The 14,469-nt window shown below is 69.3% G+C and carries 13 protein-coding genes; all 13 read right to left on the reverse strand.

The annotated features are described in order from the left end of the window. Positions 1 to 26 precede the first annotated feature (26 nt). The 13 genes from JVH1_RS11080 to JVH1_RS11140 all read right to left on the reverse strand — a co-directional run bounded on the left by JVH1_RS11080 (position 27) and on the right by JVH1_RS11140 (position 14,398). On the reverse strand, positions 27 to 1,661 hold the full coding sequence (locus tag JVH1_RS11080) for a cation acetate symporter (RefSeq protein ID WP_009478083.1): 1,635 nt from the start codon (positions 1,659 to 1,661) through the stop codon (positions 27 to 29). After that, positions 1,658 to 2,020 (reverse strand): DUF485 domain-containing protein, encoded by a 363-nt coding sequence (locus tag JVH1_RS11085; protein WP_009478082.1) that lies wholly within the window; start codon positions 2,018 to 2,020, stop codon positions 1,658 to 1,660. Before JVH1_RS11085 ends, JVH1_RS11080 begins: the two co-directional genes overlap by 4 nt. A gap of 184 nt (positions 2,021 to 2,204) precedes the next feature. After that, entirely contained in the window at positions 2,205 to 3,962 is a 1,758-nt protein-coding gene (locus JVH1_RS11090; protein WP_009478081.1) for a cation acetate symporter, read from the reverse strand. A gap of 7 nt (positions 3,963 to 3,969) precedes the next feature. Continuing rightward, positions 3,970 to 4,329: a hypothetical protein gene (locus JVH1_RS11095; RefSeq protein WP_011597296.1), complete on the reverse strand. Its 360-nt coding sequence runs from the start codon at positions 4,327 to 4,329 to the stop codon at positions 3,970 to 3,972. Next, positions 4,326 to 5,120: a LytTR family DNA-binding domain-containing protein gene (locus tag JVH1_RS11100; RefSeq protein ID WP_005244000.1), complete on the reverse strand. Its 795-nt coding sequence runs from the start codon at positions 5,118 to 5,120 to the stop codon at positions 4,326 to 4,328. The genes JVH1_RS11095 and JVH1_RS11100 overlap by 4 nt, the downstream gene beginning before the upstream one ends. Positions 5,121 to 5,153: 33 nt before the next feature. Continuing rightward, positions 5,154 to 6,362, reverse strand: coding sequence for a sensor histidine kinase (locus tag JVH1_RS11105; RefSeq protein ID WP_009478080.1), 1,209 nt, complete (start codon positions 6,360 to 6,362; stop codon positions 5,154 to 5,156). Further along, positions 6,359 to 6,724 (reverse strand): MmcQ/YjbR family DNA-binding protein, encoded by a 366-nt coding sequence (locus tag JVH1_RS11110; protein WP_009478079.1) that lies wholly within the window; start codon positions 6,722 to 6,724, stop codon positions 6,359 to 6,361. The genes JVH1_RS11105 and JVH1_RS11110 overlap by 4 nt, the downstream gene beginning before the upstream one ends. Further along, entirely contained in the window at positions 6,721 to 7,968 is a 1,248-nt protein-coding gene (locus tag JVH1_RS11115; protein WP_051033758.1) for a lipase family protein, read from the reverse strand. Before JVH1_RS11115 ends, JVH1_RS11110 begins: the two co-directional genes overlap by 4 nt. Next, on the reverse strand, positions 7,965 to 9,581 hold the full coding sequence (locus tag JVH1_RS11120) for a Na+/H+ antiporter (protein WP_009478077.1): 1,617 nt from the start codon (positions 9,579 to 9,581) through the stop codon (positions 7,965 to 7,967). Before JVH1_RS11120 ends, JVH1_RS11115 begins: the two co-directional genes overlap by 4 nt. Before the next feature lie 108 nt (positions 9,582 to 9,689). Beyond that, a complete protein-coding gene (locus JVH1_RS11125; RefSeq protein ID WP_005244012.1) occupies positions 9,690 to 9,881 on the reverse strand; it encodes an antitoxin in 192 nt (63 codons plus the stop codon). A gap of 124 nt (positions 9,882 to 10,005) precedes the next feature. Then, positions 10,006 to 12,456: a cation-translocating P-type ATPase gene (locus JVH1_RS11130; RefSeq protein ID WP_009478076.1), complete on the reverse strand. Its 2,451-nt coding sequence runs from the start codon at positions 12,454 to 12,456 to the stop codon at positions 10,006 to 10,008. A gap of 50 nt (positions 12,457 to 12,506) precedes the next feature. Continuing rightward, positions 12,507 to 13,622 carry an MBL fold metallo-hydrolase gene (locus tag JVH1_RS11135; RefSeq protein ID WP_009478075.1) on the reverse strand — a complete coding sequence of 372 codons (1,116 nt, stop codon included), beginning with the start codon at positions 13,620 to 13,622 and terminating at the stop codon, positions 12,507 to 12,509. A gap of 44 nt (positions 13,623 to 13,666) precedes the next feature. Further along, the gene (locus tag JVH1_RS11140; protein WP_043781055.1) at positions 13,667 to 14,398 is read right to left on the reverse strand and encodes an enoyl-CoA hydratase; all 732 of its coding nucleotides are present in this window, start codon (positions 14,396 to 14,398) and stop codon (positions 13,667 to 13,669) included. Positions 14,399 to 14,469: the final 71 nt, after the last annotated feature.

The following is a 14,469-nucleotide window of genomic DNA, read 5'->3' on the forward strand; positions in this document are numbered from 1 at the left end:
TAATAAGTACTCACAGGCCGAAGGCATCAGTGGGAGACGGCCTTCTCCACACCGACACCGGTGAGAGAGCGGACCTCCATCTCGGCCTGCTTGGCGGGATCCTCCGCCTTGCCGCGGCCGATATAGGTGCCGACGATGCCGAGAACGAACGCCAGCGGGATGGAGACGATGCCCGGGTTGGCGAGCGGGAAGTAGTCGAAGTCGGCGTTCGGGAACATCGACGACGGCTTGCCGGACACGGCCGGGGAGAACGCGATCAGAAGGAGGCAGCTGACGAGGCCGCCGTAGATGCTGAACAGGGCGCCGGTGGTGTTGAACTTCTTCCAGAACAGCGAGTACAGCAGCGTCGGCAGGTTGGCCGAGGCGGCCACCGCGAAGGCGAGCGCCACCAGGAACGCGATGTTCTGGCCCATGGCCAAGATGCCGAGGACGATCGACACGAGACCGATCACGACGACGGTGATCCGGGAAACCCGCACCTGGGACTCTTCCGACGCGTGTCCGCGCTTGATGACGCTGGCGTAGATGTCGTGGGCGAACGACGCGGACGCCGTGATCGCCAGCCCCGCCACGACCGCGAGGATCGTTGCGAACGCGACCGCGGAGATGATCGCCAGGAAGATGGTGCCGCCCAGTTCGAACGCGAGCAGCGGCGCCGCCGCGTTCTCCTTGCCGGGTGCTGCGAGGATGACGTCGGGGCCGACCATCTTGGCGGCACCGTAGCCGAGGACGAGCGTGAACAGGTAGAACGCGCCGATCAGTCCGATTGCCCAGGTGACCGAGCGGCGGGCTTCCTTGGCGGTGGGGACGGTGTAGAACCGCATCAGCACGTGCGGCAGGCCCGCCGTGCCGAGGACGAGTGCGATGCCGAGCGAGATGAAGTCGAGCTTGCTCATCGAGCTGATGCCGTACTTGGCGCCGGGAGCGAGGATGTCGCGGCCCGCGATGGCCTCGTTCGTGGAAGTGCTGACAGTCGCCTGGGCGTCGGCGAGCAGCTGGGAGAAGTTGCCGCGCACCGCGAACAGCACGAGCAAGAACATGATGCCGGCTCCGGCGACCAGCAGCACCGCCTTGACCATTTGCACGTAGGTGGTGCCCTTCATGCCGCCGACGAGCACGTACACGATCATCAACACGCCGACGACCGCGACGACGACGCCCTGACCGACCTTGCCGTCGATGTTCAACAGCAGGGCGACGAGTCCGCCGGCTCCTGCCATCTGCGCGAGCAGGTAGAACAGCGAGACCACCAGCGTGGACAGTGCCGCGGCCATCCGCACGGGACGCTGCTTGAGGCGGAAGCTCAGCACGTCCGCCATCGTGAACCGGCCGGTGTTACGGAGCAGTTCCGCGACAAGCAGCAGGGCCACCAGCCAGGCGACGAGGAAGCCGACCGAGTACAGGAATCCGTCGTAGCCGTAGACGGCGATGGCGCCGGCGATGCCGAGGAACGAGGCGGCCGACAGGTAGTCGCCGGCGATGGCGAAACCGTTCTGCGGTCCGGAGAACTGACCGCCGCCGGTGTAGAAGTCCGAGGCCTTCTTGGTGGTGCGGCTCGCCCGGATCACGATGGTCATCGTGATCACGACGAATGCCACGAAGATGGCGATGTTGAGGAGCGGGTTGCCGACGTCGGTGCCGACTGCGAGCGTGGTGATCACTTGAGGGGTCCTTCCAGCTCGTCGCGGATCGCGGCGGAGCGCGGGTCGAGTTCCCGGTTGGCGAACTTGACGTACAGCGCGGTGATCACGAACGTGGTCACGAACTGGCCGAGACCGAGGATGATGCCGAGGTTGATGTTGCCGATCACCTTGGTGGCCATGAACTCGGCCGCGTACGTGGCCAGCAGGACGTACGCCGCGTACCAGGCGAGGAAGAACGCCGTCATCGGGAAGACGAAACTACGCAGGCGGTGTCGCAACTCCTGGAACTCCGGGCTCGCCTGCATGTCTACGAAGGCTTGCGCATCAGGAGCGCGCCGCTTCTGCGGTGCGCCCTCACTGAGATCGGCTGTGGTCACTGCAGACTCCTTGGTCGTGTGAAGTGAACTGGCTACCGACGTTAGTGAGAGTTGAGTCACAGAAACAGGTTGTGGCATCTGTCACACGGCGAGCTGCGGGACTGTGCGCCGAACGGTCACCCGACCGCGACAAGCGGCTCCGCCACCCGTGCGTGCTCGAGGAGTGCAGGGACTCGTCAAGCACTCACGGGGAGCGGAGCTCCCTCTCGCGGTCGGAGCCCACGTCGAGGCGTTCGGGGGCGTGCATGCGGGTGAAGATCCGGCTGACGTCGGCGGGAATCTGACGCTTGGTCACCTTGCTGACCAGCACCATCGTGACGAAGGCCAGCGGAACGCTGACGGCGGCCGGATACGCGACCATCGCCGCGGGCCAGCCGTTCCAGACGTCGACGGTGAAGCCGCCGAGCACCGAGATCCCGGCGGCACAGCCGGCGACGAGCCCGCCTGCGACCATCCCGGCACCCGCCCCGGCGGCGGTCAGACCACGCCACCAGATGCCGAGCACGAGCAGCGGGCAGAGGGTCGACGCCGCGACCGCGAACACCAGCCCCACCGTGCGCGACAGGTCCAGCGACGTCACCGCCAGCGACAGCACCAGCGGCACCGCCCCGGCCAGGACTGCGGCGATCCGGAAGTCCCGGACCCGTCCGCGCAGGACGTCGGTGCTGAGCACCCCGGCGATGCTGACGAGCAGACCGGACGACGTGGACAGGAACGCCGCGATGGCCCCAGACGCCACGAGCGCGGCGAGGAGTTGCCCGGCCCACCCGGAGATCACGGAGCCGGGCAGCAGCAGGACCGCGGCGTCGGACGTGCCGGTGATGAGCAGTTGCGGCACGTACAGCCGCGCGAACACCCCGAGCAGCGTCGGGAACAGGTAGAACACTCCGAGCAGCCCGACGACGGCCAGCGACGTCAGCCGTGCGGCCCGCCCGTCGGGGTTGGTGTAGAACCGGACGAGCACGTGCGGCAGCCCGATCGTGCCGAGGAACGTGGCGAGGATCAGCGAGTACACCTGGTACATCGGGTGGTCGCCGCCGAACCCCCAGCCGGGGGCGATCCAGTCGGAGTTGTCGGCGGGAGCGCCCGCGACCACGGGTACCGGTGCGCCCGCCTCGAGGGTCATCGACGTGCCCTCGCCGAGGTGGTGCTCGCCCGGCTCGAGGCGAACGTCCCCGGTGGCCGGGACCCCGTCGATCGTCCCCGACCCGCCGACCGTCACCGGTTCGGACACCTGCACGACGACGTCGGTGGTGATGTCGACGGTGGTCTGCTCGCTCACGGTGGGTGGTGCGGCGGCGCCCAATTCGTGGTGGTCGCCGAAGAAGTACACCGACAGCACGAGCGCCGGGATCGCGACCGCGGTGAGTTTCAGCCAGTACTGGAAGGCCTGGACGAACGTGATGGACCGCATGCCGCCGCCCACCACGTTGGCGATGACGATGAGCCCGACGACGACGGCGCCGACCCAGCTCGGCACCCCGAGCAGGATGTTCAGGGTCAGTCCCGCGCCCTGGAGTTGCGGGACGAGGTACAGCGCGCAGACGGCGGCGACGACGAGCATCGCCAGGGTGCGGAGCCGGCGGGAGCCGAGCCGGAACTCGGCGAAGTCGGGCACCGTGTACGCGCCGGAGCGTCGCAGCGGTGCGGCGACGAACAGCAGCAGCCCGAGGTAGCCGGCCGTGAACCCGATCGGGTACCAGAGGGCGTCCGCACCGTATTTCGCGATCAGGCCGGCGACGCCGAGAAAGGATGCGGCCGAGAGGTACTCGCCGGAGATGGCGGCGGCGTTCCACCGCGGTCCGACGCTGCGGGACGCGACGAGGAAGTCGGAGGTGGTGCGCGCCAACCGCACTCCGTAGATACCGATGGCCACCGTCGCGATGGCGGCCGCGGCGAGCCCGGCCAGGGTCAGCCAGGGAATGGGTTGGTCGGGGGTCACGGGAGGCTCAGTCGTCCACCAGGTCGGCGAATTCCTGTTCGTTGCGCTCGGCCTGCCGCACGTAGATCCAGCCGGTGGTCAGGAGCACCGGGTACACGAGCGCCCCGAGCACCACCCACGGCAGCCGGATCCCCAGCACCGCCACGTCGGACAACGCCGGGAACAGGAACATCACGAGCGGCACCGCGCACAGCAGGCACGCCGCGAGGAGCGCGAGCCGGATGGCCAGCACGAGCTGGGTGCGCACGAGCCCCCGGATCATCGCGTCCCCGACCGCGGTCTGTTCCTGCACCTCGACGCGGGTGCGGACGATCCGCGCACCGCGGCGCTGGGCGAGGACGACCCGCACCCGCTCGGGCGAACTCATCGCGCGGTCCACGTTTGCTTCGGCGCCCGGACCAGCCGGTCCTTGAGCATCCGGGTGTGCCTGCGGCTGACGGGCAGTTCGACGGGCGGGTGGTCGCCGTGCGCGCGGAGGCACACGACGAGACCGTTGCCGACGGTCCGGATTCCGGTGACCCGCGGCAACGCGACGAGGTACGAGCGGTGGACCCGCAGGAACCCGGCGTCCGCCCAGCGCGTCTCCAGCGCCGAGATGGGGATGCGGACGAGGTGGGAGCCGTCCGCGGTGTGCAGGCGGGCGTAGTCGCCGTCCGCTTCGACCCACTCGACGGAGGACCGGTGCACGAGCGTGGTGATGCCGCCGAGTTCGACCGGGATCACCTCGTCGGTGGGGGCGGCCGGTCCGGCGTCGACCCGCCTGCGGCGCCCCTCGACGATGCGGCGCACGGATTCCGCCAGCCGTTCCTCGCGCAGGGGTTTGAGGAGATAGTCGACGGCTCCGAGGTCGAATGCGGCGACGGCCCGGTCGTCGTGGGCGGTCACGAACACCACCTGCGGCGGGGACGCGAAGTTCGCGAGGATCCCGGCCAGTTCGAGACCGTCGAGTCCGGGCATGTTGATGTCGAGGAAGACGGCGTCGATCTCCCCGTCCCGGAGGATGCGCAGCGCCGTGGTGGCATCGCCCGCGGTCCGGATGTCCCCGACCGCGTCCTGGGCGCGCAGCAGGAACGCCAGCTCGTCGAGGGCGGGTTTCTCGTCGTCGACGGCCAGCACGGTGAGGGGTGCGTCCGGAGACTTGTCGTCAGTGTGGTTCACAACGACAGCAATCGTCGCACGGACCCTCCCCGTTCATGTCGAGATCCCCCGCCGGAACTTCGGGACGCGCATGCTCACCTTGGTGCCCGCACCGGGCGCGGTCTCCACCACGAGTCCGTAGTCGTTGCCGAACGCGGCGCGCAGGCGGTCGTCGACGTTGGCGAGCCCGACGTGCGCCGCCTCCTTCACCCCCGACGTCTCGGCGACCGAGTCCAGCGACCCCGACCGCAGCAGTTCGGGATCCATGCCGACGCCGTCGTCCTCGACGCTGATCACACAGTCGGTGCCCTCGTCGGCGGCGACGATGCTGACGGTGCCGCCGTCCGGTTTGGCGGCGATCCCGTGCCGCACCGCGTTCTCGACCAGCGGTTGCAGCGCGAGGAACGGCAGCACCACGTTCAGCACCTCCGGCGCCACCTGCAATTTCACCGCGAGGGCGTCGCCGAACCGGGCGCGCTCGAGAGTGAGGTACCGGTCGATGTTGCGCAGTTCGTCGGCGAGCAGGGTGAACTCCCCCGCCGAACGGAACGAGTACCGCGTGAAGTCGGCGAACTCGAGGATCAGTTCCCGGGCGCGATCGGGATCGGTGCGGACGAACGACGCCACCGTATTCAGCGCGTTGTAGATGAAATGGGGGCTGATCTGTGCGCGCAGCGCCCGGACCTCGGCGCGGTCGAGTCGGGCGCGGGACGCGTCGAGGTCGGCGAGTTCGATCTGGCTGCACGCGTACCGGGCGACCTCCGTGACGGCGCCGAGCATGCCCGGACCGGGGTCTTCCGTGGTGACGATGCCGAGCACCCCGACCACGCCGATGGCCTCGATGAGCAGGGGCTGGGCGATCAACCCTCGCACCGCGTCGTCGCCTGCGCCCCGGACGAGGCCGCCGTAGGCGACGAGCACCCGGCGCTCCCCGTCGACGGCGCGGGCGGCCGCGTCGTGCAGTTGTTCGGTCATGGCCTCGTGGGGTCCGCTCCACGCGAGGAGGTCACCGGCGGCGTCGAAAACGCCCAGCGCCTGCGCGCCGGTCAGCTGGCGCAAGTGCGGCGCGGCCTCCTCCGCCGACATCTCGTCCAGCCCCCGCCGCAACGGCCGCGCCGCCAGCGACGCCGTGTGGAGGGTCGTGTGAACGGCCCGTTCGGTGGGTGTCGTCAGCTCGCGCCGGGCGCGCAGCCACACGGCAGTGAACGCGACGACGGGAACGAGGACGAGCAACGCGACGACGGCGACGACGGTTCCCGTCATTCGCCGTCGTCCAGTCGGGCGATCAGGGTTTTCGGGGCGACGGCGCGGTAGGCGTCCTCGACGACGTCGGCGACGTCGGCCCAGTCCTGCGGGACGTCGAGATAGACGCCGATCCACCCGCGTCCCCCGACGTACGGCGGGACGAAGAACCTGCCGGGGTCACGCTGCACCCAATCCTGCTGCGCGCCCGGCGGAGCCGCCGCCCAGAACGCCACCCGGTCGTCGTGGTGGCGGTCGGCGAGTGACGCGAACTGCGGCGCCTTGCGGACGAACCACGCCGGTTCGCCGTGGCTGACCCGTTCCGTCGCCTCGGGCAGGGCGAGGCACAGGGTCCGCAGCCGTTCGAGGTCGGCTTTCTTCACGGTGTTCCTCCCTCGGGACACGTGTCGGGGGCGGGCACGTCGGCGAAGCGGTCGGCGATCCACTGCATCGCGCCGGGGACGGAGCGCCCGTCGGCGTGCCCTTCCCCGGGCCGGGAGTCGAACTCGACGACGTCGCCGAGTGCGCACGCGCGGTCGACGGCCTGCGAAGTCCATTGCGGCAGAATGAGGTTGTCCCGCTCCCCCACCACGACGAGCATCGGCCCGCCCGCGCCGTTCTTCGGCAGGGCGACGTCCTCGAGCCATCCTCGCATGCGCTCGGCGTCGGCCTCCGTCCGCGGTCCCGTGTCGGCCGGAGCGAGTTGGGTTGCCACCGTCCACTTCTCGGGGAGTTTCGCGGCGACGCACGACAGCGTGACGTCGGGCGTGGCGGCGAGGGCGCCGCGCATGTAGTCGTCCGGATTCAGCTCGGGGTGCACCACCTTCAGTCCCTCGAGGAGGTAGGGAAGGAACATCTTCTGCGGCAACGACAGTGGTTCGACGGTCCCGTCGGCGACGATCCCCGACAGATCGGCCGCGGGTGAGAGATTCGCCGAGCCGACGAACTCGAGCCCGCCGCCGTAGTTCTCGGCGTGCTCGGCCGCGGACCACGACGCCTGACCACCCTGCGAGACCCCGATCGCCGCCCAGCGCGTCGACGCCTCCGGCACCACGTTGCGCGCCGCCCGGACCGCGTCGATCAGGTCGTAGGCGGCGGTGTCGGGTTCGAGGTAGGGATGCGGGCCGTCGGTGCCGAGTCCCTGGTAGTCGGTGACGGTCACGACGTAGCCCCGCTGCAGCAGCGGGCGGACGAGGTTCGTCGTGCCCAGCAGGGTCGGTGACGACGAGGGAGCGCACTCGTCGGTGACGCCCGTGGTGCCGTGCCCGACCGTGACGACGGGCCTGCCGCCGTCCGGTGCGGGGCCGCCCGGAGTGAACACGGTGCCCACGACCTCCGCGCCGCCGCCGTCGACACCGGACGTCGACCGGTAGACGACGCGGGTGGCGGTCGCGCCGAGGGCGGTAATCGCCGGATCGATGTCGGGCACCGGCTCCCGGCTGGTGAGCGCGCCACGCTGATCGCCGGTCGGCGCCGGAGAGCCGACAGGACCGGAATCAGCGGCCACCGAGCTCGTAGGAGACGGACTCGGGGACGCCTCGTCCGTGGTGCAGGCGGTCAGCACCACGACAGCGACAAGGGCGACCACGGCGGTTCGCACCGGACGCACACCCACCTCACACCTCATTCGCGACGTCTCCGCACCCGCTCCTCGGCTGCTGCCTCCTCCACATCGAGGCCTTCCAACACGCTACGCATCACCTCGTCGTCGAGCGTTCCCGCGTCGCGGGCGGCGATGATCGCCTCGCGCTGCGCGCGCAGGGCGGCGCGACGGTAGTGGTCGAACAGTGCGCCTGCCCGCTGCTTCTCCGCGCCGTCCTCCGCCTCCTCGGCCTGGAGCCTGGCCCGCATCGACCGCCGCACCCGTTCGAGGATGTCGGTCAGGTCGGCTCGGTCGATTCCCTCCGGCGGGTGTTCGGTGAATTCGACGAGCGCCCGTTCGCCGGCGTCGCGGGAGATCGCGCGCGCCAGTTTCACCTGTTCCTCCTCGCGCTCGCGTTCGCCGGGATCCGCCAGGTCGAGTTTCCGGATCAGCAGCGGCATGGTGGCACCTTGGATCAGTAGCGTGCCGACGGCCACGACGAACGCGATCGCCTGGATCACCTCGCGTCCCGGAAACGGCTGTCCGCTCGCGATCACCACGGGCACACCGGACGCGGCGGCGAGTGTGACGACCCCGCGCATCCCCGCCCAGGACACGACGAGGCTTTCCCGCCACCCGAGTTCCACCGAGCCTCCCGGCGGCTCGATTGCCAGCCCGACTCGACGGCGGAGCCAGTGCAGCAGGATCCACGCCGGCCGTATCGCCATGACCACGGCGAGGACCGCGAAGCCGTAGAAGAAGACGTGGTGAACCGGTAGGCCCTGGTCGCGGACGTCGTCGATGACGAACTTCAGTTGCAGTCCCATGTAGGCGAACACGAACATCTCGAGCAGGAGATCGACGCTCTCCCACAGCGACCGCTCCTGGATGCGGGTGGCCACGGAGGCGTCGGTGGCCTTGTGCCCCATCAGGAACCCCGCGGCGACCACCGACAGCACGCCGGACGCGTGCACCTCCTCGGCGGCGAGGTACGCGACGAACGGGAGCATCAGCCCCAGCACCGTTTCCAGCGGGGAATCGTACATGCGATGGCGCACCCACTCGACGATCCTCGCGAGCACCAGTCCGATCAGGACCCCGCCGACCACCTCGTAGCCGAAGAACACGACGGGATGGACCGGGATCGCGGCCCCGACGACGGCGGAGACGGCGACGGTGAACAGGGTCAGCGCGGTGGCGTCGTTGACGAGTCCCTCGCCGGTGAGGATTGCGATCACCCGGTTCGGCAGGCCGAGCCTGCGGCCGACCGCGACGGCACTGACCGCGTCCGTCGGCGCGACGACGGCGCCGAGGACCAGCGCGGCGCCGAGGGTGAATTCGGGGACCAGCCAGTTGGCGAAGAAGGCCACCCCGATGGCGGTCGCCAGGACGGTGAAGATCCCCAGCCGGAGAATCGGTGCGAGGTGACGCCGGAACGTGGCCACCGAGAACTTGAGCGCCGCGGAGTACAGCAGCGGCGGCAGCACCACACCGAGGATGGCGTCCGGGTCCAGTTCGAGCCGCGGCATCCCGGGGATGAACGACGCCACCGACCCGATGGTCACGAGCACCAGCGGCGCCTGGAGGTCGCGGCGCTTCGCGAAACTCGTCACGGCAATGGCCGCGATGATGACGAGGAGCACGAGGACGCCGTTCACGACACCGATTCTGCCGCGCCTGCCCGCCGTGTGCGGGTCATCTCCGAAGACGCGTGTGGGCCCCGATCCGAGAACCGGGGCCCACGCGCGTCAGAGTGTGAGAAGAGTTCACTCCTTCGGAGGAACAGCCTTCTTCGCCGCGTCGGCGGCCTTGTCGATCTTGTCGCTGTACTTGCCGCCGGTCTTGCTGTCCGCGACGTCGGCGGCCTTGTCGATGGCGCCGTGAACCTTGTCCGCGTTCTGCGAAGCGGCTTCCCTCCCCTTGCCCAGCAGGCCCTTCAGTGTGTCGACGAAACTCATCGTTCTTCCTCCTCCGGTGCATGCGCACGCATTCCGACCGAGTTCGATCACTCGCCGTACACCCAGTCTCACAGCATTGGCTCGGCGACGCCAACCGTTCGAATCGTCGCGAGCGGTATTCGCGTCAGTGCACGCCCGGCAGGTCTTCCGGCGCAGCGAACAGGCGGCGATGCTCACCGTGCAGGCGGCCCGTCACCCACCAACCGATTTCGACGAGAACCACTCCCACGAGCCCGCACACGAGAGCGGAGGTCGTGGCTCCGATGTCGGTCGGATCGAGCTTGAAGAACTCCCGTGTGAACGGCAACGCGAACAGGATGAGATATCCCGCTACGGATCCGAAGATCAGCACCAGTTTCCACCACACGTACGGCCGCGCGACCACGGCCAGCACCCACAGCGCGATCATGATGAGCGTGATCAGCGCCGACGTGCCCGCCTGGACCTTCTCTGCCTCCGTCTGATCCGGTCCCGCGTACACGAGAAGATACGAAATGAACGTCGTGACACCGATGATCACACCCGACGGCACGGCGAGACGCATCACGCGCGGCACGAACCCGGAGCGCGCCCGCTCGTTGTTCGGGGCCAGCGACAGGATGAACGCGGGAATGCCGATGGTGAACCAGGCGGCGATCGTCACGTGCCGCGGCAGGAACGGATACGGCACGGGCTCGAAGTGGAAGATCTGCGACAGCACACCGGTAATGCCGATGAGGAACGCCAGCAACACCGAGTACACGGTCTTGGTGAGGAACAGGTTCGAGACGCGTTCGATGTTGCCGATCACCCGGCGGCCCTCACCCACCACGTAGGGCAGGGTGGCGAACTTGTTGTCCAGCAACACGATCTGCGCCACCGCGCGGGTGGCGGGGCTGCCCGAGCCCATCGACACCCCGATGTCGGCGTCCTTGAGGGCCAACACGTCGTTGACACCGTCGCCCGTCATCGCGACCGTGTGCCCGCGAGACTGCAAAGCCCCCACCATCTCCCGCTTCTGATCGGGGCGCACGCGGCCGAACGTGGTGGACGTCTCCAGGGTCTCGGCGAGGGCGTCGCGGTCGTCGGGCAGTTCGCGGGCGTCGACGGGACGGTCGCCGCCGGGCAGTCCGAGCGATCCGGCCACCGCACCGACCGACACGGCGTTGTCCCCCGAGATGACCTTCACCGTGACGTTCTGGCTCGCGAAGTACTCGAGGGTCCCGCGGGCGTCGGGACGCACCCGCTGCTCCAGGATCACCAGCGCGCGCGGGGTGATCGCACCCGGCGCCGCGGGGTGGTCGACCGGGACGTCGCAACTGCCGAGCAGGAGCACCCGCAGTCCCGAGGACCCCACTGCCTCGGCCTGCCGGGCCATGTCGCTGCCGGGGTCGAGCAGCACGTCCGGCGCACCGAGGACCCAGTTGCCGTGGGCGCCGTACGACTGCCCGCTCCACTTCCTGGCAGACGAGAACGGCGCCTCCGCCGTGGCGTCACCCCACCCGGGGTCGTCGGGAAACGCCTCCTTGATCGCGAGGACGCTGGCGTTCGGCCGCGGGTCGGACGCCGCCATCGCGGCGAGGGCCGCACGGGACGGTGCGGTGTCGGCGCTGTCGGCGCAGCGCAGTTCGGACAGCCGCATGCCGTTCTCGGTGAGCGTTCCGGTCTTGTCGGCGCACACCACGTCGACGCGCGCGAGACCTTCGATGGCGGGCAGCTCCTGCACGAGGCACTGCCGCTGACCGAGCCGGACCACCCCGACCGCGAACGCGATCGACGTCATCAGCACCAGTCCCTCGGGGACCATCGGGACCAGCGCGGCCACCATCCCGCTCAGCGCAGGCCGGATCGACTCGCCGCTGGAGAACAACTGGTTGTAGATGATCAGCAGTCCCGCCGGAATCATCAGATACGTGATGAATTTCAGGATCTTGTCGATGCCGCTGCGCAATTCCGAGTGCACCAGCGTGAACTTGCTGGCCTCGTCCGCGAGTTTGGCGGCGTACGCGTCGCTTCCGACCTTCGTGGCGCGGTAACAGCCGCTGCCGGACGCGACGAAACTTCCCGACAGCACCTGCTGGCCGGCGTCCTTGTGCACGGGGTCGGCTTCACCGGTGAGGAGGGATTCGTCGACGTCGAGGGACATCGCCTCCACCACCACACCGTCGACGACGATCTGGTCGCCGGCACCGAGCTCGATGATGTCGTCGAGCACTACCTCCCGGGGTGCCATCGCCACCGCGGCACCGTCGCGGCGCACCACCGGTTTGGTCTGGCTGACGATCGCGAGCTTGTCGAGGGTCCGCTTGGCTCGCACTTCCTGGATGATGCCGATCCCGCTGTTCGCGAGGATCAGCAGGCCGAACATGCCGTCGATGATCGAACCGGTGGCCAGCACGATGATCAGGAGGACACCGAGGATCGCGTTGATCCGGGTGAACACGTTGGCGCGCACGATGTCGCGGACCGATCGGCTGGCCCGATCGGGAACGTCGTTGGTCTTGCCGGCCGCCACCCGCTCCGCCACCTGGGCGGCCGTCAGCCCCTCCACTGCGACGACTGCAACGCTGTCGGTGCCCGTTTCGTCGTATGCCATGGTCAAAGGCTACGCAACGAGTCTTCGCTCCGAGGGGATGCGCGCCGGACTCAGCCGAGCGCGGACCACCACGGTGTCTGGGCCGTCGGCTTCAACGCGTCGACCCGCTGTCCGGGCATCGGCACGGCCACCGAGGTGCCCTTCTCCTGCGCGGCGGCGAGCAACCGGACGATCGGCTCGGACCACGAATGGAACGCGAGATTGAACGTGGCCCAGTGCACCGGAACCAGCAGTCCGCGGCGGGCGTCGCCGGCGTTGAGGTCGGCGTGGGTCTGCACCGCCTCCTCCGGGTTCATGTGGATGTCGGCCCACCGCGTGTCGTAGGCGCCGACGGGCAGGAGTGTGAGATCGAACGGACCGTATCGGCGGCCCAGGTCGGCGAACCGCGGCGTGTACCCGCTGTCGCCGCCGAAGAACACCTTCCGGTTCGGTCCGGCGAGCACCCACGACGCCCACTGGGTGGTGTTCCGCACCAGCCCACGGCCGGAGAAGTGCCGGGCCTCGGTGCACGTGAGCGTGAGGTCGCCGAGTGTGGTCGACTCGTCCCAGTCGAGTTCCACGATCCGCTCCTCCGGCACCCGCCACTGCCGCAGGTGGGCACCGAGCCCGACCGGAACGACGAACGGCGCCTTCTGGGTGGCGGCGAGTTGCTGCACGGTGGCCATGTCGAGGTGGTCGTAGTGGTCGTGCGAGATGACGATGGCATCCAGAACAGGCAGGTCGGCCAGCGGCACCGGGGTCGGGTGCATGCGGGACGGGCCGAGAATCGCGGACGGCGACACCCGATCACTCCACACCGGGTCGGCCAGCACCCGGTACCCGTCGACCTCGACGAGCACGCTCGAATGGCCGTACCAGGTGACGGCGACGTCGGCGGCCTCGACGGGCGCGAGGGGTGTCGCGAGCGGGATCGGCCTGCGCGGGCGGCCCGCGGCGCCCCGCGTGATCAGTGCCTTGACGATCCCGGTCTCCGATCCGGGCATCATCGTGCTGCTCGGATCGGTGTTGTGGAACTGCCGGTCGCGGTACCGCGGCGACGTCGCGGCGTACGGGCGCACCTTGGCCCGCGACGCACCGATCTGAGACGGAAGCCCCCACGCGGCCCGCGTCAGCCACCCGAGGGCGGCGGTGGCCAGAACTGTCGTCACAGCGTTCTTCGCTTTCACCCCGACAACTGTAACCACGCGTGCGGGAAAGGTGCGGCGAGCGGCTACTGACCCCGGAACACCGGCGGACGCTTCTCGGCGCGTGCCGCGCGCGCTTCCTGCGCGTCGTAGCTCTTCCACGCCGCATGCAACGCAGCGAGCTGCTCGGGCGGCGGCGGGCTCTGGGTGCCGTCGTCGTTGAGCACCATTTTGAGGTGTTGCAGCGACAGCGGCGCCAGACGCGCGATCGAGTGCGCCCACTGCTGCGCGACGGCGAGGTCGCCACGCTTGTTGGCGAGGCCGTGCGCGAGCGCCTCGTCGGCCCCGACCTCTTCCGCGCCGAGCAGGATCGTTCGCGCCGGTCCGCCGCCGATCAGGGCGGCCAGACGGTGCACCGTCCATCGGTCCACGGAGATGCCGAGCTTGGCGGCCGGGATGGCGAAGCGCGCCTCGGGAGCGACCACACGCAGATCCGCGGCGAGCGACAGCTGGCTGCCCGCACCGATCGCGGGGCCGTTGATCGCGGCGATGACGGGGACGGGCACCGAGTCGATGGTGTGCAGCATCTCGAGCAGGGTGTCCGTGAATCCGTCGGCGTACACGTCGCCCGACAGGTCGGCGCCGGCGCAGAACGCGCTGCCCTGCCCTGTGAGGACGATCACCCGCGCGCCGTCGGTGACGGACTTCTCGGTTTCCTCCCGCAGGAGTTCGCAGATCTCGGTGTTCAACGCATTGCGACGGTCGGGGCGTTGCAGTTCGAGGGTGAAGACGTCGCCGTCACGACTCGTCCCGATCATGTCCACTCGCTTTCTTCGTGATTGCTGTCCACTGACAATTTTCCCCCGCCCACCCGACTGGACACCTGTCA

Source organism: Rhodococcus sp. JVH1 (assembly GCF_000280725.2).
GTDB lineage: Bacteria > Actinomycetota > Actinomycetes > Mycobacteriales > Mycobacteriaceae > Rhodococcus_F > Rhodococcus_F jostii_A.